Origin of the sequence: Pseudoalteromonas sp. XMcav1-K (assembly GCF_044005875.1) — a bacterium.
In the GTDB taxonomy this organism is placed as follows: Bacteria; Pseudomonadota; Gammaproteobacteria; order Enterobacterales; family Alteromonadaceae; genus Pseudoalteromonas; species Pseudoalteromonas spongiae.
The window spans coordinates 33,439-59,891 of record NZ_JBIPJE010000043.1; the positions used below are offsets into that span (position 1 = coordinate 33,439).

Annotated in this window: 26 protein-coding genes; 12 read left to right on the forward strand and 14 right to left on the reverse strand. The window is 40.6% G+C overall.

Going from position 1 to position 26,453, the window contains the following annotated elements:
- Window positions 1-951, forward strand: coding sequence for a diguanylate cyclase (locus ACHSBP_RS10450; protein ID WP_010559847.1), 951 nt, complete (start codon window positions 1-3; stop codon window positions 949-951).
- A 50-nt stretch (window positions 952-1,001) separates the two neighbouring features.
- Here the strand turns inward: ACHSBP_RS10450 and ACHSBP_RS10455 are convergent, their stop codons facing one another.
- A complete protein-coding gene (locus ACHSBP_RS10455) occupies window positions 1,002-1,328 on the reverse strand; it encodes a ribonuclease E inhibitor RraB (protein WP_010559848.1) in 327 nt (108 codons plus the stop codon).
- A 316-nt stretch (window positions 1,329-1,644) separates the two neighbouring features.
- Between ACHSBP_RS10455 and ACHSBP_RS10460 the strand changes: the two genes are divergently transcribed.
- Genes ACHSBP_RS10460 through ACHSBP_RS10470 form a run of 3 tightly spaced genes read left to right on the forward strand, consistent with a single transcriptional unit; the run spans window position 1,645 to window position 7,909 of the window.
- Window positions 1,645-3,318 (forward strand): autotransporter assembly complex family protein, encoded by a 1,674-nt coding sequence (locus ACHSBP_RS10460; protein ID WP_395388800.1) that lies wholly within the window; start codon window positions 1,645-1,647, stop codon window positions 3,316-3,318.
- Entirely contained in the window at window positions 3,315-7,016 is a 3,702-nt protein-coding gene (locus tag ACHSBP_RS10465; RefSeq protein WP_010559850.1) for a translocation/assembly module TamB domain-containing protein, read from the forward strand. The genes ACHSBP_RS10460 and ACHSBP_RS10465 overlap by 4 nt, the downstream gene beginning before the upstream one ends.
- Before the next feature lie 2 nt (window positions 7,017-7,018).
- Window positions 7,019-7,909 carry a peptidylprolyl isomerase gene (locus ACHSBP_RS10470; RefSeq protein ID WP_010559851.1) on the forward strand — a complete coding sequence of 297 codons (891 nt, stop codon included), beginning with the start codon at window positions 7,019-7,021 and terminating at the stop codon, window positions 7,907-7,909.
- A gap of 19 nt (window positions 7,910-7,928) precedes the next feature.
- Here the strand turns inward: ACHSBP_RS10470 and queF are convergent, their stop codons facing one another.
- On the reverse strand, window positions 7,929-8,777 hold the full coding sequence (gene queF, locus ACHSBP_RS10475) for an NADPH-dependent 7-cyano-7-deazaguanine reductase QueF (RefSeq protein WP_010559852.1): 849 nt from the start codon (window positions 8,775-8,777) through the stop codon (window positions 7,929-7,931).
- A 61-nt stretch (window positions 8,778-8,838) separates the two neighbouring features.
- Between queF and syd the strand changes: the two genes are divergently transcribed.
- Window positions 8,839-9,387 (forward strand): SecY-interacting protein, encoded by a 549-nt coding sequence (syd, locus tag ACHSBP_RS10480; protein ID WP_395388801.1) that lies wholly within the window; start codon window positions 8,839-8,841, stop codon window positions 9,385-9,387.
- Window positions 9,388-9,581: 194 nt separating this feature from the next.
- Here the strand turns inward: syd and ACHSBP_RS10485 are convergent, their stop codons facing one another.
- Genes ACHSBP_RS10485 through ACHSBP_RS10495 form a run of 3 tightly spaced genes read right to left on the reverse strand, consistent with a single transcriptional unit; the run spans window position 9,582 to window position 10,901 of the window.
- Entirely contained in the window at window positions 9,582-10,355 is a 774-nt protein-coding gene (locus ACHSBP_RS10485; protein WP_010559854.1) for a Zn-ribbon-containing protein, read from the reverse strand.
- Window positions 10,356-10,359: 4 nt separating this feature from the next.
- Entirely contained in the window at window positions 10,360-10,632 is a 273-nt protein-coding gene (locus ACHSBP_RS10490; protein WP_010559855.1) for a hypothetical protein, read from the reverse strand.
- A 41-nt stretch (window positions 10,633-10,673) separates the two neighbouring features.
- A complete protein-coding gene (locus tag ACHSBP_RS10495; RefSeq protein ID WP_105171210.1) occupies window positions 10,674-10,901 on the reverse strand; it encodes a DUF2789 domain-containing protein in 228 nt (75 codons plus the stop codon).
- Between the two features lie 110 nt (window positions 10,902-11,011).
- Here ACHSBP_RS10495 and ACHSBP_RS10500 point away from each other — a divergent pair, with 110 nt between their 5' ends.
- Entirely contained in the window at window positions 11,012-11,665 is a 654-nt protein-coding gene (locus ACHSBP_RS10500) for a GNAT family N-acetyltransferase (RefSeq protein ID WP_010559857.1), read from the forward strand.
- A 606-nt stretch (window positions 11,666-12,271) separates the two neighbouring features.
- Here ACHSBP_RS10500 and ACHSBP_RS10505 read toward each other — a convergent pair.
- Window positions 12,272-12,574, reverse strand: coding sequence for a DUF3301 domain-containing protein (locus ACHSBP_RS10505; RefSeq protein ID WP_395388802.1), 303 nt, complete (start codon window positions 12,572-12,574; stop codon window positions 12,272-12,274).
- A 15-nt stretch (window positions 12,575-12,589) separates the two neighbouring features.
- The gene (locus ACHSBP_RS10510; RefSeq protein WP_010559859.1) at window positions 12,590-13,612 is read right to left on the reverse strand and encodes a DUF3549 family protein; all 1,023 of its coding nucleotides are present in this window, start codon (window positions 13,610-13,612) and stop codon (window positions 12,590-12,592) included.
- A 95-nt stretch (window positions 13,613-13,707) separates the two neighbouring features.
- Between ACHSBP_RS10510 and ACHSBP_RS10515 the strand changes: the two genes are divergently transcribed.
- The 3 genes from ACHSBP_RS10515 (at window position 13,708) to ACHSBP_RS10525 (ending at window position 15,337) form a co-directional block, all read left to right on the forward strand.
- Complete coding sequence (locus ACHSBP_RS10515) at window positions 13,708-13,998, forward strand: YqcC family protein (protein WP_010559860.1); 291 nt, start codon at window positions 13,708-13,710, stop codon at window positions 13,996-13,998.
- Complete coding sequence (truC, locus tag ACHSBP_RS10520) at window positions 13,998-14,750, forward strand: tRNA pseudouridine(65) synthase TruC (protein ID WP_395388803.1); 753 nt, start codon at window positions 13,998-14,000, stop codon at window positions 14,748-14,750. The genes ACHSBP_RS10515 and truC overlap by 1 nt, the downstream gene beginning before the upstream one ends.
- Window positions 14,751-14,887: 137 nt before the next feature.
- On the forward strand, window positions 14,888-15,337 hold the full coding sequence (locus ACHSBP_RS10525) for a flavodoxin domain-containing protein (protein ID WP_010559862.1): 450 nt from the start codon (window positions 14,888-14,890) through the stop codon (window positions 15,335-15,337).
- Window positions 15,338-15,382: 45 nt separating this feature from the next.
- Here the strand turns inward: ACHSBP_RS10525 and ACHSBP_RS10530 are convergent, their stop codons facing one another.
- Genes ACHSBP_RS10530 through ACHSBP_RS10550 form a run of 5 tightly spaced genes read right to left on the reverse strand, consistent with a single transcriptional unit; the run spans window position 15,383 to window position 18,879 of the window.
- Window positions 15,383-15,817: a DUF2069 domain-containing protein gene (locus ACHSBP_RS10530; RefSeq protein WP_010559863.1), complete on the reverse strand. Its 435-nt coding sequence runs from the start codon at window positions 15,815-15,817 to the stop codon at window positions 15,383-15,385.
- A complete protein-coding gene (locus ACHSBP_RS10535) occupies window positions 15,814-16,362 on the reverse strand; it encodes a flavodoxin domain-containing protein (RefSeq protein ID WP_395388804.1) in 549 nt (182 codons plus the stop codon). Before ACHSBP_RS10535 ends, ACHSBP_RS10530 begins: the two co-directional genes overlap by 4 nt.
- Entirely contained in the window at window positions 16,362-16,709 is a 348-nt protein-coding gene (arsC, locus tag ACHSBP_RS10540; protein ID WP_395388805.1) for an arsenate reductase (glutaredoxin), read from the reverse strand. The genes ACHSBP_RS10535 and arsC overlap by 1 nt, the downstream gene beginning before the upstream one ends.
- A 51-nt stretch (window positions 16,710-16,760) precedes the next feature.
- Window positions 16,761-18,209, reverse strand: a complete 1,449-nt coding sequence (locus ACHSBP_RS10545) for a M48 family metalloprotease (protein WP_395388807.1) — start codon at window positions 18,207-18,209, stop codon at window positions 16,761-16,763.
- Between the two features lies 1 nt (window position 18,210).
- On the reverse strand, window positions 18,211-18,879 hold the full coding sequence (locus tag ACHSBP_RS10550) for a hypothetical protein (protein WP_010559867.1): 669 nt from the start codon (window positions 18,877-18,879) through the stop codon (window positions 18,211-18,213).
- A 383-nt stretch (window positions 18,880-19,262) separates the two neighbouring features.
- Between ACHSBP_RS10550 and ACHSBP_RS10555 the strand changes: the two genes are divergently transcribed.
- The gene (locus ACHSBP_RS10555) at window positions 19,263-20,333 is read left to right on the forward strand and encodes an AI-2E family transporter (RefSeq protein WP_010559869.1); all 1,071 of its coding nucleotides are present in this window, start codon (window positions 19,263-19,265) and stop codon (window positions 20,331-20,333) included.
- A gap of 53 nt (window positions 20,334-20,386) precedes the next feature.
- On the opposite strand, the gene ACHSBP_RS10560 is transcribed toward ACHSBP_RS10555, so the two are convergent.
- The gene (locus ACHSBP_RS10560; RefSeq protein ID WP_010559870.1) at window positions 20,387-21,133 is read right to left on the reverse strand and encodes a YciK family oxidoreductase; all 747 of its coding nucleotides are present in this window, start codon (window positions 21,131-21,133) and stop codon (window positions 20,387-20,389) included.
- A gap of 206 nt (window positions 21,134-21,339) precedes the next feature.
- Here ACHSBP_RS10560 and ACHSBP_RS10565 point away from each other — a divergent pair, with 206 nt between their 5' ends.
- Together ACHSBP_RS10565 and sohB are read left to right on the forward strand one after the other, a co-directional pair.
- On the forward strand, window positions 21,340-23,787 hold the full coding sequence (locus tag ACHSBP_RS10565; RefSeq protein ID WP_010559871.1) for a VolA/Pla-1 family phospholipase: 2,448 nt from the start codon (window positions 21,340-21,342) through the stop codon (window positions 23,785-23,787).
- A gap of 96 nt (window positions 23,788-23,883) precedes the next feature.
- Complete coding sequence (gene sohB / locus ACHSBP_RS10570) at window positions 23,884-24,894, forward strand: protease SohB (protein WP_010559872.1); 1,011 nt, start codon at window positions 23,884-23,886, stop codon at window positions 24,892-24,894.
- A 63-nt stretch (window positions 24,895-24,957) separates the two neighbouring features.
- Here sohB and ACHSBP_RS10575 read toward each other — a convergent pair whose 3' ends face one another.
- Window positions 24,958-26,289, reverse strand: coding sequence for a dicarboxylate/amino acid:cation symporter (locus ACHSBP_RS10575; RefSeq protein WP_395388809.1), 1,332 nt, complete (start codon window positions 26,287-26,289; stop codon window positions 24,958-24,960).
- Between the last annotated feature and the right edge of the window lie 164 nt (window positions 26,290-26,453).

Sequence of the window (26,453 nt, forward strand, 5' to 3'; positions counted from 1 at the left end):
ATGAGCGTAGACTTTGAACTCAATGAAATTCACTGGATGATGGATATGTTTAACACCATAGACGTCGGTTTGGTGGTGTTAGACAGAAAATACAATATTTGTGTTTGGAATGGCTTTATGGAAGCTCATTCTGGTTTGTTACCCAGTGCAGTAAAAGGTAAAGACGTATTCGATGCTTTCCCAGGCATCGATGAAACATGGTTTCGTTCAAAAGCCGAATCGGTATTTGTGTTAAAAACCCGTTCTTTCACCATTTGGGAACAACACCCGTATATTTTTAAGTTTAAAAATTACCGACCAATCACCGGTAAAGCAGATTACATGTACCAAAATGGCACTCTTATTCCGCTGACGAACACCACAGGCGAAGTCTCTCACTTGTGCGTGATTATTTACGACGTGACTGATGAGGCGGTTAACAAACTAGAGCTTGAACAAGCGAATGCAAAACTAGAAGAGTTAAGCCGAGTTGATAGGTTAACGAACCTTTATAACCGGGGTTTTTGGGAAGAAAGCTTTTCAAAAGAATTTAAGCGTCAGCAACGCAGTCAGGCAAAAAGTAGCTTGTTAATGTTCGACATCGATCACTTTAAAAAGATCAATGATTTATTTGGTCACCAAGGTGGCGATGCAGCGCTGTGTTTTGTATCACAAACGTTGAAAAAAGTGCTGCGCGAGTCAGATGTAGCAGGGCGTTATGGCGGTGAAGAATTTGCTGTTACGTTAGTTGATACCGACTTAGATGGCGCTAAAGTATTTGCCGAACGCTTGCGTAAAACCATAGAAGATGCGGTGATCCATTACGAAGAGTCGGAAATCACGCTTACTATAAGCATAGGTATTGCGCAGTTTGATGGTAAATATACAAAATACGAACAGTGGATTGAAGACGCCGATAAAGCACTATATCGTTCAAAAGAAGCAGGGCGAAACACCATTAATGTGGCGTAATTCTGCTGGCTTAGCGTTAGCAAGTTAACATACTTACTAACGCTATTAGCTTACTCAGCTAAAATACCCCAACCGTCGCCGTAGCCATTAAGCGGATTAGCAACCGATTCTAGATAGTTCTCTAAATCAGTAATAAGCTGATGGTCCGGTACCATTTCTACACTCACTAAAACTTCAAACACACCCGTATCTGGGCATTTTTGTTGTTTGGTATTAGGTGCAAGATCGTCCTCGCTAATAACTTTGGCAAACTTGTCTGCATCACTGACTTTTTCAAAAAGAATAAAAAAGTCTAGCGTGTGTGTCTTGGTTAAATCGACACCTTCTTGGTGCATCTCGGCCAAAATTTGCCCATTGTCGTCTGTTGGAAAATCCATCAAGGTACTCACGTAATAATTTATAGCGCTAAGTTTACTGCGTGCGTGAAACGGGGTAAATATGTAATCGTGAATGTTTTTGTTTATTCGCACATTTTGGCAGGTTAGAATAGGTACGGTTGATTTTTAACGTTCTATTTTTGTGCTCGTTGAGCGTGTTTCTATCGCGGAGTTTGATGTTTCGCCGTGTAATTTACGTGAGCTTCAATAACTAAAGGCTGATACGCGTTTAAAGAATCAATCGCCTCCGAATTCATGATTAAAATTAATTGAGTATAAATTGTTCCGCAGCATTCTTATTTTTACAGTGTTATGTTTGTTCTCTTGCTCAGTATTGGCATCGCCAATTGTTTCGAGCATAACTGTAAAAACAGACAACGACGGGTTAAAACGCAACGTCGAGTTATATTTAAATGAACTCAAACAACAGTCATTTTCTCCAAGCATCATTAAAAAAGCCAAAACGCTTACGCAAAATGCGTTAAAACCGTTCGGTTATTACTTACCCACCATTGACGTTAAAGCACAAGATGACGGCGGGCAAGTACACCTCGTTGTTAATGTCGATGCAAAAACGGTGACACAGATTAGCCAGCTCGATATTCAGATTTTTGGTGACGCTGCAAAGCAAAAAGAAATTAACGAACAGATTGCAAAACTTAACTTGGCGGTTGGTCAGGCGCTTAATCATAGCGCGTATGAAAAAGCAAAAAGCCAGATCAGCTCAGTGCTTTTCGAATATGGCTATTTTGACACAAAGTGGTTAAAGCATGCCATTGAAGTACGCCGTGGTACTTACAGCGCGGTTATTCGCTTACATGTGGATTCGGGAATTCGCTATAAATTTGGCCCTGTTGTACTAGATAAAGAAATAAAAGCGTACGAGTTGGTGCACCGTTTAAATCCAATGGTTGTTGGCAATCCATATGATAACAACACGGTAACTGATTTTAATATTCAACTGTCAAACATGCCTTACTTTAAAAGTGTGCGTGTATATCCCGATATTATTAATCGTGAAAATGGTGAGATCTCGGTTATCGTACAACTGCTGCATAAACCTGAGAACAGTTTCGAGGTCGGTGGTGGTGTAAGCACCGACGATAACGGTTTAAAGTTACGGTTTAAATGGACTAAACCATGGATCAGCGAAAATGGCCATTACCTTGAAACCAATATTGAAGCCAGTCAAGTAGACCCACAAGCACGTATTAGCTATACCATTCCGGTGAACGATCCGAATAATGATGTTTGGCGTTTTGGCGCGGGTTATATTTATGACGATAATAAACTATCTCGAAAAGCAACTGTGCAAGCACAACGACAATGGCTGACAGAGAGTAATTGGATCCGTACTGCGTTTTTAAAGTATGAAATCGAAAATTATGAAATAGACAGCACGCATTATCACAGCAATATGGTACTACCGGGCATTAGTTACGCAAGAAAACGTACGTTAGGTGGAACTACGCCATATTGGGGTGAGCAGTTGTTAATTTCTACCGAGTTTGCCAGTGAAAGCCTCGCATCCGATACAGACTTAGTAAAAGTGCAGCTATTAGGTCAACGTCTTACCACCTTTGCTGAGCGTCATATGTTATTTGGCCGCATTAATATAGGCGCCATAATCACCGACGATATTAATGATGTACCAATTTCGATGCGCTTTTTTGCTGGTGGTGATAAAAGCATTCGCGGTTATCGTTACGAGTCGGTGGCACCAAAAATTAATGATCAAGTTGTTGGTGGGCAGTACTTAGCGACTACCAGTGCCGAATATAACTATCGCTTTTTACCGAATTGGCGGGCCGCGTTATTTATTGACGCTGGTACTGCAACCAACGATTTCGAAGATAAAATTCAGGTAGGTACAGGCCTTGGTTTGCGATGGTTAACGCCAATTGGCCCGGTACGAATTGATTATGCCTTTGCTGTTACTGATGACACGCGTACAGGTCGCTTTAGTATTACCATAGGGCCAGAAATATGAGTGAAACGGTAACTAAAACCCCGCTTACGAAAACGGTTTTACGCGTGTTTCGTAATCTATTTTGGTCTTTGTTAGTACTGCTTATTGGATTAGTCGCGCTGGTATTCAGTGGTGTTGGTAATCAACTGATAGTCTATGGTGCAAACAAACTGGTGCCAAATCTTTCTATTTCCATGAAAGACGATCCTTTGTTACGCGGCGGTCAGTTTAGCGTTAATTATAAAAATGAACAGTTAGCGCTTACGTTAGTTAATGCGCAGCTTGATGTGCGTTTTTATAGTTGTGCGGCAATATGTGTGAAGCAGTTTAACGCGCAATCTGTTGCGGTTGAGTTAGCAGCAAGTAAAAATACCCAAGAGCCTGATACGCAATCGCCACTTGGCAAAATAGAGCTGCCAATGTCGCTAGCGGTAAAAACATTTTCAATAAAATCATTTCGTTTTACCCAAGGCGAGTTGGCGCTTGATGTCACTGAGTTTTTTACCCAACTTAATGCGCAAAAGAGTGAACTGACCGTTGAACGCTTAGCTGTAAATAAGATTAAGTTAGCGTTGCCTGCACAAAATAAAGAAACCAGTGCTACAAAAACAACATCGCCAATAACGATGCCAAAAATATCGCCACTGCATTTTGAAACCCCACTTGATTGGCAAATAAACGCGCTACGTGTATCGCAATTCGAACTAGCGCAAGCAGACGTATCGCAAGTGATCCGCAATGTATCGTTGCAGGCAAAGCAGCAAGCAAGTGATTTAAATGTTATTCACTTAAGCCTTGATTATCAGGACATCAGTGCGGCACTGAACGGCGCGTTGTCACTAGCAAACCATAACCCAATAAGCTTAACCGCAACCGTTGAACACCCAAAACACGCTATTAAGGCGAATCTTGAAGGTGATTTAAGTGCATTAACAATAAGCAGTGAATTAACGGGCTTATACAGTGCATCACTTAATGGCAGTGCATCGCTGCTGAATGAGCAATTACCGTTTGAACTGAACGTTTTATCAAAGCACTTAGAGCTAGTACAAGACGATAAAACAATCGCCGTAGATGACGCAAGCGTTAGTGCAAAAGGCGATTTGACCGCTTTTGACTATAGTTTGAACACAAAGCTAAGTGTTACAGATATGCCAAAGCTTGCGATTGATGGTGAGGGCAAAGGTAACTTCTCTGAACTCAATATTGAACGCTTGGGTATCGAAAGTGAAAAGAGTACATTAACACTCGCAGGTAAGGTCAATTGGCAACAAGGCGTTGATGCCTCTATTTCAGTATTATCTGAGAATATTAGCACTGAGGAATTTTTGCCTTCGGTTGCTTCTAATTTAGCGCTAAAAGGTGACTTGGCGGTACACGCAAATGGTAACAAGTGGCAACTCGATATTCCGGAATTTGCCGTTGCCGGTCAAATAAACAATGCGCCTATCGATGCGATTGTTGCGATGAAAGTTGATGATCGCCTAAAAGCGTCAATATCTAAGTTACAGATTACCAGTGACAAAAATCAATTAACGTTACACGGTGAAATAACAAAAGAGTGGGATATTTCAGGTAACCTGAATTTAGTAAACCCCGATACGCTTGACCCAAGGCTGTCAGGACACGGAAACGCTGAGTTTAAAATTACTGGCGAACTCGAAAAACCAAAAGCGCGCTGGCAAGCAAATTTAAAACAGTTGGCATTTGAAGAGTACCGAATTGATGCGCTAAGCAGTGAAGGCCATGTTGATGTTGCAAAAAATTATTTAAGTAAGATTGCATTTGATGCCAAAGGGATCTCACTTGATGATCAGCCAATTCATGCGGTTTCTGTTTCGATAGAGGGCGACTTAAAGCAACATCTGGCTAAGCTATCGTTAGAATCTGAAACAGTAAATGCAAAATCACAAATTAACGGTGGTTTAATCAACAACCAATATGCTGGTAGCGTAAATAAGCTGGCGCTTAAAAATCAAAAAATCAATTTAACCAATCAGCAAGCGATAGATTTCAGTTATCACGTAAACTCTGGGCAAGTTAATGTTAGCGAACATTGCTGGCAAGGCACTAATACAGCCTTTTGTTTAAAACCATTAACGGCATCGGCCGAGCAAGGTGAATTATCGTTAGCATTAAAGCACTTTGATCTTTCTGTATTAACGTTAGCGCTTCCTAAAACCATAGCGCCTGCAGGCCAATTAGTCGGCCATTTAGATGCACGCTGGCAACATGGCAAATTATTGAGTTTAAATAGTGAGATCAAATCCAGCGATGTTAATTTTGCAATCAACGAAAGCTTTATTAAAACGCAAGTGCCAATCGAACAGTTTTATTTGAACGCTAAGGCGGATCAAAAAAACGTAATGCTAGACGCAAACTTAGCATCGTCCGTGCTCGGCAACATTATTAGTGATATCGATATTACTGATGTGACCGGAAAACGTGCGTTAACCGGCAAAATACAATTACAAGCGCTCGATTTTAGTAATTTAACCGGCTTTAGCCAGCAAATTGATAAGCTCGACGGTGAACTTAATGCCGATGTTACTTTATCAGGTAGCGCGTTTTCGCCACAAGTAAACGGAAAACTAGCTTTGCAAGGGCTTGCGTTTCTCGCGCCATGGACGCCATTGAGCATTGAACAAGGCAATATGGCTATAAACTTTAATGATCACAGTGCTAATCTCAACGGCGAATTATTTGATAGCAATAAAGGCAGCTTAGCGCTTGATGGCCAAGCAAATTGGCAAGGCGAACCGAGTGTGAGTGCTAATATTAAAGGCAATGGTTTTAAAATCGCCCTTGAGCCGAATTTGTGGTTTGCAATATCACCAAATATTAATATGACCTATGAACAGCAATTCGCCAATGTCTCAGGGCAAGTCCGTGTCGTTGATGGCCGCATTAAAGTAAAAGAACTACCTGAAGGTGCTGTAAGTGTTTCCGATGATGAAGTTATTGTCGATGCTGCTAAACAAACAAAGAAACCGTTACCAATTCGCTACGGTATCGACCTTTCAGTTGTCATTGATGACAATGTGCGTATTGATTCGTTTGGTTTACGTTCAAAGTTAAAGGGCGATGTGCTATTTAAACAAGTAGGCGATACGCCGCTGATTGCAACGGGTGAAGTGGCGTTATTAGAAGGTTACTATCGCGGGTTAGGGCAGGAGCTACAAATCGAAAAAGGGCAAATCGCCTTTAATGGTGCGGTTGATAAACCGCTACTGAATGTAAGAGCTATTCGTAATCCTGACCTTACTGAAGACGGTGTTATTGCTGGCATAAAACTCACCGGTGGTGTTGAACAACCACGCCTTGAAGTATTTTCAGATCCCAAAATGGATCAAGCTATGGCGCTGTCTTATTTATTGTCAGGGCGTCCGCTTAGCGATTCTAATTCATCGAGTGATGGCATGTTAACCCAGCTTTTATTATCGCGCGGTCTTGCGCGTGGTGAGGGCAGTATTACAAAAATCGGTGAAGCAATCGGTATTGAAGATGTGTCGTTATCATCACGCGGCAGTGGTGAAGAAACCAAAGTAGAGATTTCAGGTTATGTCGCGCCCGGCATTCAAGTGCGATACAGTATTGGCATATTTGATTCGATGAGCGAAGTTGCAGTGCGTTATCAATTACTACCAAAACTGTATATTGAAGCGATTAGTGGCCTAAATGATTCGCTCGATATTTTATATAAATTTGATTGGGACTAATAATGATAAGAAAAACCCTAATATCGCTGGTTGTAGGCGCGTTGGCTGTTACCAGCACAGCAAGCCAAAGCAATGATAAGCCATTATCACCTGCCAAAGTGATAGCACAATCAAGCCAAAATGAATGGCGTGCGCTCGATTTAGAAAACACGTTAATACTATCGCTAAACACTGGCGATGTAGTAATTGAGCTAAACCCGTTGCTTGCTCCTAATCACGTTGCTAACTTTAAAAAGTTAGTACGAGAAGGGTTTTATAAAGACTTAAATATTTATCGTTTTGTAGAGGGCTTTGTTGCGCAAGGTGGTGATATTTCCGAAAAGAAACAGCCGAAAACAGCCAGCAAATCCATCACCGCGGAATTTGTAAAAACAACACAAAAGCCAATCGCGATTCAGCTAGTGGATGTACAAGATGGTTATGCTGATAAAACCGGCTTTTTAAATGGTTTTGCTGTGGCGCAAAATGCGGCGAGCACCCAAACATGGCAAACCCACTGTATTGGTAATTTTGCCATGGCAAGAGGCAACGAGCTTGATAGTGGTGGTACAGAATTTTACGTGATTTTGGGCAATCACCGTTATTTAGATTTAAATATCACATCGTTTGGACGCGTTGTAACGGGTATTGAGCATATTCAACGACTAGATAGAAAACCAAAAACGACTATTGAAGATGTTAGCTTTAATCCAATTCGCAATTTTGTTGTGGCAGCAGATTTAAGCGATTCGCCAGCGCATAATATTGAAGTGATGAAAACCAACAGTGATAGTTTTAAGCAGTATATTGAATCACGACGCAATCGCCCGGAACCTTGGTTTCACCACCAAGCAAATTACATCGATGTCTGTGGCTTAAATGTGCCTAAGCGCGTAAAAACCACAGAAAAATAAAGATAGTTTAAGTAACTGCTTATTGGCGGTTACTTTTTAACTTAAATTGTGTTGTCGCAAAATCGGTAGAGCGATACGGGTTGATATCTAAACCACCACGACGTGTATAGCGTGCAAATACTTCAAGTTGCGTCATAGAAAACTTATTCTGAATATCGCAAAACAAGCGCTCGACACATTGTTCGTGAAATTCGTTATGATTTCTAAATGAAATAAGGTACTTGAGTAAACTCTCATGGCATATTTTTTTGCCGGTGTAGCGGATCACCACCGATGCCCAATCTGGCTGTGATGTGATCAAGCAGTTAGACTTTAATAAATGGCTATACAGTGTCTCAGTCACAATCTCATTGCTCGCATCAGCTTTGAGTAGCTCGGTATTGAGATCGTATTCACTTACTTCAATATCTAAGTCATCTAAACACGTGCCAGTAAACGGGGTTGGCATTAAGCAATCGAAATCGTCGGCATTGAAAAGTTTTACAACCACATCGCAATTTGCCGATTTAGATAAATCGCTGGTTAGAATTTGCTGAACCTGCGCCATAGAATCAAATTTAGTTTGGTTAAAGCTGTTTAAATACAGTTTAAATGACTTTGATTCAATAATATGGCTGCTGGTGGCTGGGAAAATGAACTCAGCAACTGCAACGACTGGCTTACCTTTTTGATTTAACCAAGAAAGCTCATAGCCTGTCCATGTATCTTCGCCTTTAAATGGCAATGCACTTTCATCGATATTTAAATCGTCGCGATTAAGTTTTCGTGCAATGGGAAACAGTAACGATGCATCGTAACTGTCTTTATATTCGGTTTGTTGTCCGAGTAATGCACCTTTTAATTCAGGCGCGTCTTGGTAATGTGACATAATCAGATTAAAATCGGTAAAATAATTAACTATTGTAACGAATAAATTGGGCAAAGGCAGTATGTCAATTAGCGAAAACTTACAACGCGTGTACACGGAAATTACGCAATTAGCACAGCAAAAAACAGGGCAGGCACCACGTGTGTTTCACGATAGCGATTGGGCAAGTCCATGTGAAATACCAAATAGTGTCGAAAATGATTCGGTTGCTTGGCAGCAAGTGGCGCAAAACGGCAATATGCAGGCGTTAGAAAAAGCCCTTGAAACACAATTTCCAGCGGCACTTCAGGCCTATTTTGGCAGCTTTTACAGCGATAATTTATTTGCCAGCTATCAAGAACATAATCTTTGTTTGTTGCAAGCTTGGAGCGAACAAGACTTTGATCGGTTGCAGCAAAATATAACCGGCCATGTGCTTATGAAGCGCCGATTAAAACAGGCTGATACGGTATTTTTTGCAACCTGTGAAGAAGATGATTTGCTACTTGTAATGAAATTAGAGGATGCAAGTATCTGGCTTGAATACCTTGGCAAAGAACCACATCATAAATTAGCAGACTCAATGGAAGCATTTTTAGCTGACTGCTCTGGTCTCTACTACGCACAATAACGTTTAATATCAAGGTGATTAACTATGTGGTCGTGCTTGCGAGCCAAAGCACCATCACCTACGTTGAAAAATTGCCGTGACAGCAACAGTCAAAATTTTCGCTCTGTTGCAGAATCGTTTTTGTCGAAGAAAAAGCGGTAATTAATGTAATTACTATCATAAGGCGCGCTTTGCGCCTTATTGCTTTATTGAAATTACTGAAAGTCCCATGAAATATTAGATACCAGCTCACAGGTATCACAGCGAAAATCGAACAAGCCAAACCATGGCTCCTCTAAGCGCCAATCACCGTCACATTTTGGGCATTTACGCGACAACTCTTGCTCTTTTGATAACCCGCCCACTCGGTATAAATAGTAATACACCGGTTTTTTCGTAAGGAAGCGAATGCGCTTTGATAAATCCATCCCGCGTCTAAAAAGGTCACTATCAATATCGGCTAATTCTTTAATTGCTGCAAATTCACAGCGTGTTGCACCATTGATTTGAATTTGGTCGCAGGCTTGCCAATCTTCTTGCCACTTTAGCAGGGCTTTAAAGTCACCATTGGCAACAGCAGGCACTTTATAGAGTGGTACGGGCATAAAGTCGTCACCACAGTATAGCGGGCTACAGGTATGCAAATAGGTAGTATATAAAATATAGCTCGATGGTGATGAGCAAGCGTCAGAGCCATTGGAATGAATATCTTGCCCAATTACTTTTACTTTTGGCTGTAATAAGCCAGCTTCATTGAGTTTCTCTAAGCTAAATTTTACAAATGGACTGTGATTTAATGGATGCAGTGCGTCTTCTTCTGGGCACATAACACGGGTAATAAAAAAGCCATCTTTTAGCGTTGTTGGAAATTCTTCCCCGATAATTTGGCCATTAAAGCGCAGTGCATTAACTAAACGCACTATGGCTTGTTCAGCCGCATCGAGTGTGGTGTCTTGATAGCAATCAAAGGTAAGGTCGACAATGTACATGGGATTATTTATTTTCTAGCAGGGATAACAATTTATCGAGCTTAGCTTCGATACGATCGAGTTGCGTTTGCGACGCACTTGAGGTTTGTTCTGGCTGTTGCACTTGCTTTAGTGTTTGACGTTCAAAATCGCTTGGGCTTTGTTTATAACGTGCAAGCACATCAATAATGATAGGCATTGGCACCGGTTGAGGTAAATTTGCTTTTACGAGTGCAACGTTGGGTTGCTTGTTGGCAGCTAACAGCTTACTGATAGTTGCGATGACGATATCTTGCATAAATGTGCCCTTTTAAAACCATTGGGCAATTTTACTGTAATCTAACGGAGCAGGCTATCGAGTTGATCGATAATTTCACACCAATCAGCGTCTTGCTCGATTGATTCTTTAATAAAGCTCGCTTGGCTTTGGCTCCAAAATGGCGCATCGGCAAGTATTAGGCTTGGTGAAATTTTATGGGTAGCGATAAATTGTTCAATCGCTTCATCTGTCGAATCGAGCCCAAGTTGTGAAAACAGATCATTCATTGCATGCGAACCTGATTCCATAATATTGCTCCTATGTTTGCTAAAGAAGGTTGTTTTAACGCTATAACTATAGAATAGCTCAAATAATGTGCTAACTTGAAGTGTGAACAATAATAATAAAGGAAGATATTATGGCCGCTGAAACATTAGCAACCCCAGCGTTAGATACCGAATTAAAAGCCAGCTATTTAACCGCAGAAGACTGCAAAATCGCAGCAAGTGTATTGTATCAAGCGTATCACGATGATGAGTTATTTCAGCAAATCTTGGGATACGATAAAGCAAATAAAGGTGCTTACGAGAAAAAACTCCGCTTATTAATACGTGAAGAGCTAGCTAGCTTTTGGCAAAGCCATCAGCATATTATCGGCGTATTTGCCGGTGACAATTTGCTCGCGGTTAGCTGTGTGCAAAAAGCCAATGATGCTTTAGCTGCGGACAGAGTATGGCACTGGCGCTTAAAATTAATGCTCAACACCGGAGTATTATCTACCAATCAGCTTATCGAAAAAGAAAAAGCAATCCACCAAGCCGTCGCAAGCTTCACTGATTGCTGCTTTATTAGCTTATTTGCAGTCGATCCTCATGTGCAACACCAAGGTATCGGCCGCTACTTATTAAGGGCAATTGATGACGTTGTTAAATCTGATGGGGCGCAAGCAAGTGCGGTGTTCATTACACGGGAACGTTTTCACGATTTATTTATAAGTGAAGGTTACCAAGGTGAAACTGAACTTACATTTACCAAAGTGTCTGGAAAACTGTTTGTTAAGCAAAAGGGCTAAGTCGCTTTCTGACAAATAGTGTGTAGGAAATATCTCACAATGATGTGAGTTTGTGATGCTTTAAGTGCTGTAAATAGCACTTATTTTCATTTAACTCTATGTAATACAAGAAAAATTATAATATGTATAAAAGATTAATAAATTTAGAATCAATTTACCTCATTACATTAGTCACAAATTCTCACTATTATTAACATCAACAAGGAAGCAAACATACAGGAAGTATGTTTTATGCCAAGGAATGGAATTTAGGCATAGATACAGGGCGTATCAAGGGAACAAAGGACAAGGATGCAGGGATGGCGGTGCACTAAATGAGTTAGTGTTTTGCAAAGATGCAAAAGGGATAAACGCAGGAGCGTTTAAAGGATGGTTTAGGAAAAACCAAAATACAGGGAAAGGCTAGGAGCAAAGAGGACACCTCAGGATGAGGGTAGGAATTGGGACAAGGATAGCCAGGGAAGCATGGATTGGTTTCCTTCAATGGATGAGAAATGGATGTGCGAAAGCATAAATGGTGATGGATAACCAAGGAAAAATGGATGTTTTTTCGAATTTGAGGCGCGGCATTATGTTGCGCCTTAGCTTTTTCTGACGTACTAAAAATTAGTTTATTTTATGTGGCGGCACATCAACACTAATTACTTTGTCATTTTCTAAATTAACGACGCCATTGTAACTGTCTTCGCCATTACTCGAAAACTCCCAAACAAAAGTTGATTTAAGCCCTGGTTTTCCATTTTTTAAAATACCGATACGTTTTTTGGTACACGCAATACTAAGAAACTGTACATTCAGTTTTTTGCTATGGCGATTGGCATATTCTCTTGCACTTTCAGCAGCTTGTCGGTCAAGCCAAAATAAGTAGATCAGTGTAGCAACCGCCAGAATAAGCCAAATTGACGCCATAACGTTACCTAATAATTATTGTTGAAATAGTTTTCCAATTGCACGCGAAAGGGCTTCGCTTCTATTTTGCATTCGGATCATTGCTAACATATGAGGGCGTAAACTTGGAATTGCAACAAGATCAGCAAAAATGCCACCAAAAACATCTTGGTCGTGCTCTGATGCAAGGTAATCCATAAGAGCGACAACATGATTTTCGAGCACATGCCAGCAGCGTCCTGTGAGCGTTAACACAGTATCAAGGTTAAGCAAGGTTGGTGTCGTTACTAATATTGCGACAGCACGTTCTAAAATACCAGTGGCAGAAGTATTCGACATCATGCGTAAGTAGTTAATGATATTTTCACTGTTTTGTTGTTTAACGGCGTTTTCAAACTGAACGTACAACGCTTCAGTTAAAGCAACCGAAATTGCACTGTGTTCAAGGGTTGCAGCCAATGAATTAACAACGGGCTGTGGTAACTGATCTAATGCTTTTATTAAGTTGTTTTGATTGGTATCTGTTAAGCGCATTGCAAAATCAGCGATGCCTTGCAAGCCAAGTTGCTGCCATTCATTAAAACCAAGCTTACCGCTAAAATAAAGTTCTACATGTTCATAGTAGGTTGATGCACTTTGTTTTAGTTCTTTTTTAATAATGGCATTAAACGCCGCGAGTTTATTTGCGTTTGGTGTAAATACATACGGGTTATTATCGAGCTGGCTTTGCGCTTCATCATTACCCGTAAGTTGATTTCCAAGTGCCTCGAGTACCATAGATGCAAAATGATTGCGGCTTGCTTGAACCAGTTTACTTTGTTCGTCGAGCGGCATTTTCAAAAACCAAATGTAGGGCGTTTCTGTCTCGTGGCTATTCCAAAATTGAATCGCTAAAAACGCATGTTGTTGCAATGGAAATGGATAGGGGATTTGATTATTTTCTATTTGCGAAAATGTTTGCTTATCAATTTTTTGAATGCGGCGACCCATGTCAAAAACGCGCCATGTTGTGCCTGCATTATCAAGAAGTTCGCCAAGGCTTGAGATAGTGTGTTGCATTAATAATAATCCATTCGAGCATTTTGCTCATTATACAATGAAAAGCAGCGAAGTTTTGATAAAATACGTGAATAGCTAAGTAATATAACACCGATATGATCATTCAACTGCTCGACGAATTAAGTGACACGTTAAAAGTACATCAACTGTGGTCAAACACACCACCAAATACTGCAGCATTCGCATCTACTGCGCCATTTTGTTATGACACAATGCGGTTTGAACAATGGTTACAATTTGTATTTATTATCAAAATGAAGCAACTCGTTGCCGCAAATCAACCGTTGCCAAAAGGTGCCAATATCACGCCGATGGCAGAGCAAATGTTAGGCGATTATCCAAAAGTGATTGATGTGATTAAAAAATTAGATAAGGCGCTTAATTAATGTTTGGTGAATTACCGATTTTATATCGTGATGAACACTTTATTGCGATTGATAAACCGTCGGGTTTATTAGTGCATCGCTCTTTTTTAGATAAACGTGAAACTCATTTTGCGATGCAGATGCTACGCGACCAAATTGATCAACATGTGTTTCCGCTTCATCGGTTAGACAGGCCTACTTCTGGTGTGTTGTTATTTGGTTTAAGTAGTGATGTAGCGCGTACCGCAAGTTCACTCTTTTCAGAGCATAAGATCAGCAAGCGGTACTTAGCCCTAACACGTGGGTTTGCGCCAGAGTCGTTACATGTGGATCATGCACTCAAATATAAACACGATAAGATTGCCGATAAGTTTGCCGATAAAGAAAAACCAGCGCAAGAAGCACAAACTGACTTTAAGTGTTTACACCAAGCTGTGATCAATAAACCACTTGGTAAGTTTCCAACGGTGCGTTATTCACTGGTAGAGTGTTTACCAAAAACTGGCCGTAAGCACCAAATTAGGCGCCATTTAAACCATATTAATCATCCTATTTTGAATGATGCAAATTATGGTGATAACAAGCAGAATCATTTTTTCCAGCAAGAGTTTGGTTTAAATCGCTTGATGCTATTTGCTAAAGAACTCACTTTTGAGCATCCCTTTAGTAAGCAGACAATTCATATTGAGGCCTCGATAGGCGAGCCGCAGCTTGAACTATTTAAGCGCTTAGGCTGGCCAGGTGAAGAAAAAGATTATCGGTTGCTAAAATAACACCTGATTGCCTAAACTGATTTTGGTGCCAGCGTTATTAATTTGGGAGTAAGTTAACTACCTCATCTGCGAGGTTAAAGATGTGGGGCATTACACATTAATGAAGTTGGATTAGGGCACTAACACTAGGAGAGAAAATGGCAAATATTAGGTGTTTTATTGGTACCGTTTACGGGGGGGCAGAAGCCCTTGCCGAACAACTAGAGTCAATTGCACAGTCAAAAGGTCATGGATTTGAACTCTATAACCCAGGCAGTATCGCTGACTTTGTTTCAAGTGATGTGATTTTGGTAGTTACATCAACAACTGGGCAGGGGGATATTCCTTTTGAGCTTGAATCTTTGTATTTGGCCCTTAAATCGGAGTTTCCGTTAATTTCTAATAAGCCATTTGCTGTGATTGCAATGGGAGACAGTAGTTATGGCGAAACTTACTGTGGTGCTGGCAGAAAATTTAGAGAGTTACTCATTGAGTTGCAAGGAAATGAAGTGATAGATCTGTTAAAGGTCGATGCGAGCGAACACTTTGATCCTTTGCCGGTGGCGGCACCTTGGTTTAACTCACTGCTTGAAACATTAGATAAGTAATTGTTAGTGAGAGATTGAAAAAAAGCGGCATATTTGCCGCTTTTTTTATTCTTTATCTTCAAAGGCTGCTTTTTCTTCAGCAAGCTCTTCTTTTAGCTTTCTAATTTTAAGCCCTAACTCTTGGCCACGATAGCGAGCGTAGTATGTACAACCAATAAACATACAACTGGCAAAAAGCAGCTCAAGCAAAACAAAAATCATCTCATTTTGCGTCACCCATAAGGAGGTAAAGCCATGCAAAAAATAGATAATGACAATAAAGTTAGCCCAAGCATACGTGTAAGGTTTATCTTGAATAATACCTTTTAGTGGTAGTAATAAAGGCACAATGTAAAGGCCAATAACGAACCCTGTGCTGTAACCTTCACGTGGTGATAACCAGAGTAACCAGGTTGGCATTAAAATTAATAACCCAATGTAACCGAATAGCGCAATTTTTTGATAGCGCTTTGTAATTGCTTGTTTCTCTATTTTACTCATTGTAATTGCTTAATTAGTTTAGCGAGTCGATTGCCAACACTTTGGCAAATGGCGATTTCGTCCTGACTTAAATTGCTTGAATTTGTAAGCCCAGATACATGGCTTGCACCGTACGGGGTGCCACCAGTTTGTGTGGCTGATAACGCAGGCACATCGTAGGGTACGCCGCATAACAGCATGCCGTGATGCAACAGAGGCAATGCCATTGACAGTAACGTAGATTCATTACCGCCATGTTGACTGCTTGATGACGTAAATACAGCAGCGGGTTTATCAATCAATTGACCGGCTAACCATAAATCACTAGTAGTTTCCCAAAACTGTTTTGCTGGAGAGGCCATCGTGCCAAACCGTGTTGGACTACCAAAGGCAAGGCCCGCACAATTTTTTAAATCGTCAATGGTCACAACTAGGTCGTCAGAATCATCGCTGAAACAGCGAATTTTTACGTCGATGCCGGCGTGTTGTGCTGCGTCGCTGATCTCGTACGCCATATTTTTTACTGAATCGGTACGAGAATGATACAGCACTAATAAATAAGGCATTAGATAATTGCAAGCACGCTTTCAGGTGGACGGCCAATTGCTGCTTTGCCATTATTGATAACGATTGGGCGCTCAATTAATTTAGGGTTAGCAACCATTGCATCAATTAATGCGTCTTCGCTTGTTTCATCTTTTAGATTAAGCTCTTTGTAAATTGTTTCTTTAGTGCGCATTAATTGACGCGCAGAATCAAAATTTAATAGGGATAAAAGTTGCTTAATATCGTGCGCGCTTGGCACATCTTTTAAATATTCAACAATCTCAGGAGAAACGGCATTCTCTTCAAGCAATGCAAGGGTTTCACGTGATTTTGAACAGCGAGGATTGTGAAAAATTTTAACAGTCATAGGATTCTCAAATCTATTTTTTGCGTGATTGTAATGTGCTTAAAGATGAAATTAAAGTTTCGCGAGCTCTTTTTGCATTAGGCGATATTCTTTTAATCGCGCTTTTAAGCGTTGCTGCTTAATTTCATCTTCCGTATCCACATGATTCAATGCTTTTTGTACTTCGTTTGAAGCTTGAGCATAGGCACCATAGTCAGTGTAAATGCTGGCTCTTAATTCATGGTAAGACGCTTTGTCATCTTGCTCTTTATAAGTTTGTGCTAGCAGTTCTTTACCTAATACATGCTCTGGTTTTTCGAGCAAAAAGTACTTAAGTAATTGGTGTGCTAAATCGAGTTTACCTGCAGTTATAGCCGCATTAGCATAGTTGAGCGTGACCACCTGATTATTAGGTTGGCGTTGGTATTCTTTTTTTAGCATGGCGAGAGCTTCGTCGTATTTTTTCTGACCGAGTAATAAATCGGTTTTAGAATCAAGAATAAACAAGCTGCCCGGTACTTTTTTCTCTAAATTAGTGAGAAGGTCATCTGCTTCATCATATTTCTCTTGGTCTATCAGTGTTAAGGCAAGGCCGTACTCTGCTGCTGTGGTAAGTGCAAAACGGTTAATGCGTAAATGCTTACGAAATTCTTGTTCTGCTTTCGCGCTTTCTTGCCCGTAGCGTGCAATCACGCGTGCTTTTGCGAACGAAAAATCTAACGACGAATCGATAAAGCGTTCAGGGTATTGTAGTGCGCGCATACGCACATCTGAAACACGAGAATCGGGTAATGGGTGAGTCAGTAAAAATGCCGGTGGTTTTGGCATATGACGCATTTGATCGGCAAGTTTTGCTAAAAATTCGCTTGATTCTCTGGGATCAAATCCGGCGCTATTTAGTGTTTGCATGCCAACGCGGTCAGCTTCTTGTTCTGCACCTCGGCTGTGCGTTAACTGACTTAGTTGCGCTTGTGTTTGGCTTGCAGCCAAAATAGCCATACCTGCGTCGGGGGCAATCATGGTTGTTAAAATGCCGGCTATCATCCCTGCGATGGTGAGTCCTTGATTGTCTTTGGCTTGTTGTAAACGCCTTGCTAAGTGACGTTGTGTTACGTGAGCGATTTCGTGTCCAAGTACTGACGCCAGCTGGCTTTCGTTATCGGCGTTCATAATTAGGCCCGTATGCACGCCAACATGACCGCCGTAAAAGGCAAACGCATTTATATCTTTGCTATTAATCCAGAAAAACTCAAACGGGAAGCGAATGTCATCAGCATGAGCAACAAGACGATTGCCAATATTGGTAAGGTATTCATCAAGTGCGGGGTCTTGCATTACGCGTGAGGTGCCACGCACTTGCATCATCATAATATCGCCAATGGCGCGTTCTTTTTCGATAGATAATACTTGTACTGCAGAGGTGCCGAGATCGGGTAACTTAAAATTACTTTGAGCCACAACAGGAAGCGATAGTGCGAAACAAAAGCACGTTAGCTTTTTTAAAAGGCTGGGTTTTGGCATGTTATTCCTTTTTTTGTAGCATTTCATTTGCCATTAAATGAGCGAGTGCAAGTTCATCCTCACAAGCGTCGGCTGTGCGTTCTGCTTTTTGGTAGTATTCTTTAATCGACACACCCGATACTTTTATAACGTTTAGTTCGCTCTTTAAAAATTCAATGGTTTTATGCACTATTTTATGTGAATGCAAAATTAACGCTTTGTCTGCTTCATCACCGCGTTGAAAATAAAACTGGATGTACTTATGGAGCTGATTAATTCGCAGCACATTGCGCATTGCATGGGGATCCCATACTTTAAATTCCATCAATTTATTTTCTTTTACGTATTGGTCGATTTCTTTGTCTTTGGCATAAGGAAAGGCAAAAAGTTCAAAACCACGTTCCGTAAATACTTGGTAAAGGGCAAGTCTTGGTGGGTTATCGCATTTAATTTCACCGTTTTCGAGTTCTTCGCCACCAAGGAGTGCTAAGTTCCAGTTGCGTTTATCGGTAATACGCTTAATCGCGTTATCAAAGCCATGACTAAATACACCTTCAGCTTCACCTACAGAAGCTGCCACCAAATGATAAAAAGGCGGTAGTTCACCCCAATTTAACTGTTTTTTAAACCAGTTAATGTCTTTTAACGTGGGGTTTTTCGGTAGTTCGTTTTTTTTATTTTGTTTTGTCATAAACAGAAAGCTAATATGATCAAATTCGGCTTGTATACTGTGAATTTAGCATAATCATCAAAAACATGCTTGCGCTTTGTAAATTACTGAGCGGTAACTGCTTTATCAAGCTGTTTCATGGTGCGTTTTGTGATAACGTTAATTGCGTAAAAGACATGTTTTTTATTCTGTATGAAAGATTTAACAGGGCTGAAATGTCCTCAATTATTTGTTCAATTTAAATATCTATTAAAACAAAACAATACGGCCAATTATGTGGTGTTTAAGTTTGCTCAAGATGCACAGCTTAACGATGTATTTCGCTATCTTGACAACCAACAGCGAACCTATACATGGCAATCTAATGTATTAACTGTAACTAACCCCATTGAGGAAGCGAATTAGTGTTACATATTTTTAAACAATGGTACTCGCGCAAGTTTTCAGATCCAAATTCAATTACATTATTAATGCTGACGCTGGGTTTAGCTGCGGCATTTTATTTTTTTGGTACGTATATTATTCCGGTTATGGTGGCTTTAGTTATCGCATATCTATTAGATTGGCCGGTACAAAAACTAATGCATACGGGCGTGTCTCGCGTTATTTCTAGCACTTTGGTGATGTTGATATTCAGTGGTGTAGTTGTATCTATTGTGGTTGGTATTATACCGGTGTTATGGCACCAATTATCAAATTTTGTGCAAGATTTGCCTTCCATGTTAGAGCAGGGAAAAGGGTATTTAATGACGCTTCCGAGTAATTATCCTGAATTGGTTAACCCTGAGCAAGTTAAATCGATATTGTCGTCTGTGGAAGGGCATGCAGTGACGATTGGTCAAACGGTGCTATCTACGTCACTTAATTCATTAAAAGATGTGGTGGCTTGGTTAGTTTATTTGATTCTTGTGCCTCTTTTAGTGTTTTTTATGCTGAAAGATAAACATTTGCTACTCGCGGGTTTTGAAAAGTTTATTCCAAAAGAGAGAAAACTAATAAGTCAGGTTTGGCAGGAAATGAACCAGCAAATTATGAACTATATACGTGGCAAAATTTTTGAAATTTTAATTGTTGGTTCAACCACGTTTATTACTTTTACAATATTAGACTTACGCTATGCGGCGTTACTTGGCACGTTAGTTGGTTTCTCGGTGCTTATTCCGTTTGTAGGTGCGGCGCTGGTAACAATCCCTGTAGCGCTTGTGGCGTTATTTCAATTTGGTGTGGGCAGTGAGTTTTGGTATGTGATCATTGCTTATGGTGTTATTCAGGCGTTAGATGGAAACTTATTGGTGCCACTGCTGTTTTCAGAAGCGGTAGACTTACACCCAGTTTATATCATTGTTGCGGTATTGTTTTTTGGCGGCTTGTGGGGTTTTTGGGGCGTTTTCTTTGCAATACCGTTAGCGTCGCTCGTGAGAGCGTTACTAAATGCGTGGTCAATGTCGAATCAACACGAGACAGTCAAAGCTTAAAGGCAAAAAAAATAGCGCAGATTACTGCGCTATTTTTTTATGTGTTTTGCAACTTATACTTTAGGTTGCGCGTCAATCGATTGGCCATTTACACCAATTGAATCATCCGACATTAAGTACAGGTATGTTGGCATTAAATCGGCTGGTGTTTTTAACTTGTCTTTATCTTCACCAGGGAACGCAATTGCACGCATTGCTGTGCGTGTTGCACCTGGGTTGATGCAGTTGATACGAATATTCGTTTTGCTAACTTCCTTAGACCACGTTTGCATCATGCCTTCTGTGGCAAACTTCGAAATTGCGTAAGCACCCCAGAATTCTCTTCCTTCGCGGCCAACGCCACTTGATGTAAATATTATTGATGCGTTATCAGACTTTCTTAACAGTGGAAAAAGCGACTTAGTTAACACAGCTTGTGCGGTAACGTTCACTTTCATAATGTTTTCGAATGTTGATACGCAGAAATGCTCCAGTGGGCCTAATGAACCAATAATAGAAGCGTTATTTAATAGTCCGTCAAGGCGGCCAAATTCATTTTCAATTGTGGCTGCTAAGTCACGATAGTGTTGTTTCGTTGCGCCTTTCATGTCGAGCGGTACAATTGCAGGTTGGGGCGCACCTAATGCGATAATCTCATCGTATACGGCTTCAAGTTTTGCAACTGTTTTACCTAATAAAATTACCGTTGCGCCGTGTTTTGCAAATTCAATTGCGGCAACTTTACCGATGCCATCACCGGCACCTGTTACGAGAATGACTTTGTTGTTAAGCGCGTCATTACTTGCTTGATAATCATGCATATTAGTTTAGGTGTTCAAAATTTTTCGCCATCATACCATAGTCAAGTAAAATAGTTTTGTGATTTATTTAAATTTAGGTGGAGAAATTGCTTTGTTTAAGTTAACTTTAACTGGTCTAATGTCTTAATAATAACCACCGACAAATTAATTTTTGATGTTTAATATCAAATACACACAATAAAAAAGATCGGGTTTGGAGCAATAAAATGAAAAAAGTGCTACTCACAATGGCGATTGCTACAGCGTTATACGGCTGTGGTGAAAGCTTAGAAGATGTTAAAAATGAGTCAGAAATAGTTGTGCCTAAGGTCACAGCTTCCGTCGCATTTGATCCCTCAAACGGTGTGATATCAGTACCAAATGATTTACTGTTTTTAGGTACTACTGATGGTACGCTCAACATGCCAGGCGAAGTCGCTGAAGAAGTTAATTATGCTGACCCTCAAACGGCGTTAGGCGCTCTTGATGGTTGGTCAACACAGTCACCATATCAAATTGCATTAGATGTACCTGCAACTTTGATTCTAGACGCTAGTACCGTAAATGCAGATTCAGTGCGTTTGTTTGAAGTTGTAATGGGTGCAAGTATTACTGACGCTGAATGTGCACAGATCCAAGCTGGTCTTGCCTGTAAATATTTAAAAGAGTTGACGTTTGGTGTTGACTTTATTGCGCAAGCAAACGGCAATAACATTGCAATTGTTCCACTTAAGCCGTTAAATCAGGGGTCAGCTTACATTAATGTAGTTACTAACTCTTTGCGCGATACTCGAGGCGAGTCATTTGAGCCTTCAGAAACTTACGGTTTAGTTAAACTCGACATTAATTCATTACCATTGGTAACTGACGAGCAAAAAGCGCTTCAAGCGGTTATTAACAGTTACGAGAACGTGGTAGTGCAATCGGGCTCGTTAACCAAAGACGATATTATTTATACTGGCGCAATGAGCATTCAATCAGCTGGTTCAGTTATGAGTATGGTTAAAAATGTGTATGCGATGAGTGCAGCTACACAACAAAATATGCCACAACTTATGATGGGCCCATCTACTGGTATGACTGTAGGTGATGTATTATTTCGCTCTCAAGGCGCACAGCCGCCTTCGCCCGTTTTTGATCAAATCAAGTACGAGCGTGGTTCTGTAGTATTACCTCACTACCTTAAAACACCTGAAGGACAAGACGATAGTGCTTTAAATAGCACTTACTGGAAAGGTCTATGTGACGGCGCGGCGACGATTGCAGGTTATGTTGCTCAGGGCGGTTCTGTTCCAGCGGAGCCAATAAATGAGAAAGATGCACTGTGCTTTAATGCAACCGGTGGTTTACTGCGTGATTTGGGGCTAGATGAACAGCGTCACCTCACTAAATACAACCCGCTACCAATGCCACATAGCTATGCGAATGTGCCAGTCCAAGTTACTACGCCTGCTGATGACCTAACTATTTTAAATGCGGTAAGGGCGCAACTTGGTATGCCGGCGATTGCAATGCCAGCAACAGGGTGGCCAGTTGTAATGCTGCAACACGGTATCACAAGTACAAAAGAGAGCATGTTAGCTATAACAGCAGCACTTACATTACAAGGGTTCGTTACAGTTGCCATCGACCATCCGATTCATGGTGAACGCGGAATTGACGTTGACGGTGATGGTAATTTCGATTTCATTGCATCTGGCGATGATGGCAACGTGCTTCATTACATGAATTTATCATCAAGTTTAGTGGCGCGTGATAATTTACGTCAATCAATGGCTGACTTACTCGGTTTACGCTTATCATTAGCGGCGACAAACCTACAAGGCATAAACCCGACAGACGTAAGCTTTGTTGGTCACTCTCTTGGTGCTGTGGTTGCGCCAGGTTTCTTAGCTGCTGCAAATGAGTCAGTTGCTCCTTTAGTAGGCCCAGAAACAGCAGCTCTTATTGACCCGCTATTCAAGGTAAACACAGCGGCACTTGCAAGTGGTGGCGGTGGTTTAGCTGGCTTTTTACTTGAATCAAACGCTTTTGGTAACGTAATAAAAGGTTCAGTATTAGCTTCAGCAGGAACTGCTGAGTCAGCTGAGTTTATTGCGTTTATGCAATCTGAAGAAGGTATGCAAGTATGCGCAGAGTTTGCTGGGTCGCAAAGCGAATATGCGGGTTGCGCATTTGTTGCATATACAACTATGCTTGCTCAGGCTGAGGAGACTGAAAAGTTAGCCAATATTTCAGGCACGATTAGTCAATTTGCATTTGCTATTCAAACAGCTGTCGATGCGGCTGATTCTAACTCGTTAGCTAGTAAGGTGGCTTCTCAAGGCACAGCTATCTACCAGAATGTAGTAGTTGGTGACGGGATGGGTAACCCGGCTGATACTGTAATCCCACCTTACTCAACTGTAAGTCCAGTATCGGGTACTGTTCCATCGGGTTTATTTATGGGGCTGACACCTGTCGCAACTTCACAGGTATCTGAAGTACCGGCGAGCTATTTAGTTAAATTTACCAAAGGCCACCATGGTTCGGTTTTAACACCTGCACCAGCATACGGCGTAGCACCTTCGGATGCTGCAGCTGCTAATGCTGAAATGCAAAGCCAGATTGCGTCGTTCTTAGCGAGCAGAGGCTTAATGCTACAAGTTACAAATACAGCTGTTGTAACTGAATAATATTAAACACAATATCAAGCCGCACTCGTTAGTGCGGCTTTTTTTTTGCCTCGATTTTAATTAGAGTACGCAAAAAATTAATTACGGAGTTTAAGTTTGGAATTTTTATACGAATATGGATTATTTCTCGCAAAAACAGTCACATTTGTAGTTGCGTTTGCCATTATTGTTGTGTTGATTGTGGGGGCCTCAAGTAAACCTAAAGCAAGTAAAGGTGAATTAGCGATTGAAAGCTTAAGCGAAAAGTTAGACCAACAAAAGAAAGCGCTATTAAGCGTAACGCTTGATAAAAATGCCTTTAAAGATTTTGAGAAGAGCGAAAAAAAAGCATCTAAAGACATTGCTAACGAAAACCTAAATAAAGTATTTGTACTGTCTTTTAAGGGCGGCGTTGATGCGAAGGAAGTCGAGTCACTGCGAAATGAAGTGACGGCGATTATTCAGGTCGCAAAGCCAAGCGATAAAGTGGTCCTTAAGCTTGAAAGCGGTGGTGGCGTAGTGCATGGTTATGGGCTGGCAGCATCGCAATTAGCACGCCTTAAACAGGCAAAGCTTGAACTTATTGTTAGTGTAGACAAAATTGCAGCAAGTGGTGGTTATATGATGGCCTGCGTATCAGATAAATTTGTTTGTGCCCCGTTTGCTATGGTTGGCAGCATAGGTGTTATTGCGCAGTTACCAAATTTCAACAAATTGCTAAAGAAAAATCACGTAGAGTTCGAGCAAATCACTGCCGGTGAGTTTAAACGCACGTTAACAATGTTCGGTGAAAATAATGACATTGGCCGTGAAAAGTTTAAGCAAGAGCTAGAGCAAATTCATGAATTGTTTCGCGAACATGTCCAATCTGCTAGGCCACACCTAAATGTAGAAAAAGTGGCGACAGGTGAAACTTGGTTTGGTACAGATGCACACAAGTTAGGATTAGTTGATGAGATCCAGACAAGTGACGATTTATTGCTAGCGTTAAATGAGCAATTCGAGTTGCTTGAGATAACCTATAAAACCAAAAAAGGCTTATCAGATAAACTCGGGTTAGGCGTGACAGGAATTATTGATAATGTGATTGCCAAATTATTATCAAAAAGCAAAGAGCTTTATCATTAATAATTAACCTCTTGCGACAAAAAAAGCCGCTAAAATTAGCGGCTTTTTAATAAACACTCAGCGTTAGCGTATATTTTCAAATTCTTTACCGGCATTGGTATCGTTAAATACCGCATCATCAAATTCGCCTTCAGACTTAGCAACAACACACGTAACCATACAATCTCCTGTTACGTTAACAGCGGTGCGAGTCATATCTAACAGGCGATCTACACCTATAATAATGGCTATACCTTCAACAGGTAAGCCCACTTGATTAAGAACCATCGCAAGCATAATCAATCCAACACCTGGAACGCCCGCTGTGCCAACAGAGGCAAGTGTTGCAGTTAGGATAACCATTAAGTAATCGGTAAAGCCTAAATCAACAGTAAATACCTGTGCGATGAATACAGTGGCAACACCTTGCATAATTGCGGTGCCGTCCATGTTAATGGTTGCACCTAATGGTACCGTGAAAGAAGCAACTTTGTTATCGGCACCTAGTTTTTTAGTGGCTGTTTCTAGTGTTACTGGCATGGTTGCGCTTGAGCTTGAAGTACTAAACGCAAAAATAGACAACTCTTTTACTTTATTTAGGAATATTTGTGGGTTTAACCCTGTAAATGTTTTAAATAGCATTGGGTATACAATTAGTGCATGAATAAATAGCGCAAGTAAAACAGTACCGAAGTAAAAGATAAGCTTAACGATTAAGTCGCCTTCAATATAGCTAAATAGCTTCGCCATTAAAAAGAACACACCGTAAGGTGCAATATTCATTAAAATAGTGACTAGTTTTAAAATAATTGTATTTAGATCTTCAAACACTGCCGTCAAACGTTTGCCCGCGTCACCGCTAAGTGCCATTGCAATACCAAATAACAGTGCAAACACAATAACTTGTAGCATATTTCCGCTAGACATTGCGTTAATCGGGTTGGTTGGGAACATGTTTATAATAACATCAACAAGTGTCGGCGCTTGCTTCGCATCAAACGTAGATGAACTTGGCATATTAATGCCTTCACCGGGGTTTATTACAAGTGCTAGAGTCATTGCAATGGTAATCGCAATGGCAGTTGTAAGAAGGTACAAGCCAATTGATTTGCCACCTAAGCGACCTAATTTTTTAGGGTCGCTTAAGCTACACGTGCCACACACAAGCGAGATAAATACTAAAGGTACGACTAACATCTTTAAACTATTAACGAATATTTGACCGCCAATATGAAAAATACCGTCAACAAAAAAGCCTTTAAACGAAAACGTAAACTCACCCGCAGTTAGAGTGAAATCACCTGATTCGCCCATTAGCGCTTTGAACAAAAAGCCGGTGATAATACCTAAAACCATACCGATGAGGATCTTGCCTGTTAACCCCAAACCTTTAGGTTGTGAAATAGTGGATGTCATAATTTAGTATGTATATTTATTGTGATTTTCTGCATAGCCTACCAGTGAACATAAAAATTTAAAGGAAATACGGTAAGTTTTTTTAAAAATGCTATGATTTTTGTTGGATTATTAGTTTAATATAGACTGAATAACTCTAATTATAATTTTAATGCAAGGGAGAA

Bases quoted from the DNA above. Each gene is read 5' to 3' on its own strand.
- ACHSBP_RS10450 (WP_010559847.1), top strand. From the start codon at position 1: ATGAGCGTAGACTTTGAACTCAATGAAATTCACTGGATGATGGATATG.
- ACHSBP_RS10455 (WP_010559848.1), bottom strand. From the start codon at position 1,328: ATGGATTTTCCAACAGACGACAATGGGCAAATTTTGGCCGAGATGCAC.
- ACHSBP_RS10465 (WP_010559850.1), top strand. From the start codon at position 3,315: ATGAGTGAAACGGTAACTAAAACCCCGCTTACGAAAACGGTTTTACGC.
- ACHSBP_RS10470 (WP_010559851.1), top strand. From the start codon at position 7,019: ATGATAAGAAAAACCCTAATATCGCTGGTTGTAGGCGCGTTGGCTGTT.
- queF (WP_010559852.1), bottom strand. From the start codon at position 8,777: ATGTCACATTACCAAGACGCGCCTGAATTAAAAGGTGCATTACTCGGA.
- syd (WP_395388801.1), top strand. From the start codon at position 8,839: ATGTCAATTAGCGAAAACTTACAACGCGTGTACACGGAAATTACGCAA.
- ACHSBP_RS10485 (WP_010559854.1), bottom strand. From the start codon at position 10,355: ATGTACATTGTCGACCTTACCTTTGATTGCTATCAAGACACCACACTC.
- ACHSBP_RS10490 (WP_010559855.1), bottom strand. From the start codon at position 10,632: ATGCAAGATATCGTCATCGCAACTATCAGTAAGCTGTTAGCTGCCAAC.
- ACHSBP_RS10495 (WP_105171210.1), bottom strand. From the start codon at position 10,901: ATGGAATCAGGTTCGCATGCAATGAATGATCTGTTTTCACAACTTGGG.
- ACHSBP_RS10500 (WP_010559857.1), top strand. From the start codon at position 11,012: ATGGCCGCTGAAACATTAGCAACCCCAGCGTTAGATACCGAATTAAAA.
- ACHSBP_RS10505 (WP_395388802.1), bottom strand. From the start codon at position 12,574: ATGGCGTCAATTTGGCTTATTCTGGCGGTTGCTACACTGATCTACTTA.
- ACHSBP_RS10510 (WP_010559859.1), bottom strand. From the start codon at position 13,612: ATGCAACACACTATCTCAAGCCTTGGCGAACTTCTTGATAATGCAGGC.
- ACHSBP_RS10515 (WP_010559860.1), top strand. From the start codon at position 13,708: ATGATCATTCAACTGCTCGACGAATTAAGTGACACGTTAAAAGTACAT.
- truC (WP_395388803.1), top strand. From the start codon at position 13,998: ATGTTTGGTGAATTACCGATTTTATATCGTGATGAACACTTTATTGCG.
- ACHSBP_RS10525 (WP_010559862.1), top strand. From the start codon at position 14,888: ATGGCAAATATTAGGTGTTTTATTGGTACCGTTTACGGGGGGGCAGAA.
- ACHSBP_RS10530 (WP_010559863.1), bottom strand. From the start codon at position 15,817: ATGAGTAAAATAGAGAAACAAGCAATTACAAAGCGCTATCAAAAAATT.
- ACHSBP_RS10535 (WP_395388804.1), bottom strand. From the start codon at position 16,362: ATGCCTTATTTATTAGTGCTGTATCATTCTCGTACCGATTCAGTAAAA.
- arsC (WP_395388805.1), bottom strand. From the start codon at position 16,709: ATGACTGTTAAAATTTTTCACAATCCTCGCTGTTCAAAATCACGTGAA.
- ACHSBP_RS10545 (WP_395388807.1), bottom strand. From the start codon at position 18,209: ATGCCAAAACCCAGCCTTTTAAAAAAGCTAACGTGCTTTTGTTTCGCA.
- ACHSBP_RS10550 (WP_010559867.1), bottom strand. From the start codon at position 18,879: ATGACAAAACAAAATAAAAAAAACGAACTACCGAAAAACCCCACGTTA.
- ACHSBP_RS10560 (WP_010559870.1), bottom strand. From the start codon at position 21,133: ATGCATGATTATCAAGCAAGTAATGACGCGCTTAACAACAAAGTCATT.
- ACHSBP_RS10565 (WP_010559871.1), top strand. From the start codon at position 21,340: ATGAAAAAAGTGCTACTCACAATGGCGATTGCTACAGCGTTATACGGC.
- ACHSBP_RS10575 (WP_395388809.1), bottom strand. From the start codon at position 26,289: ATGACATCCACTATTTCACAACCTAAAGGTTTGGGGTTAACAGGCAAG.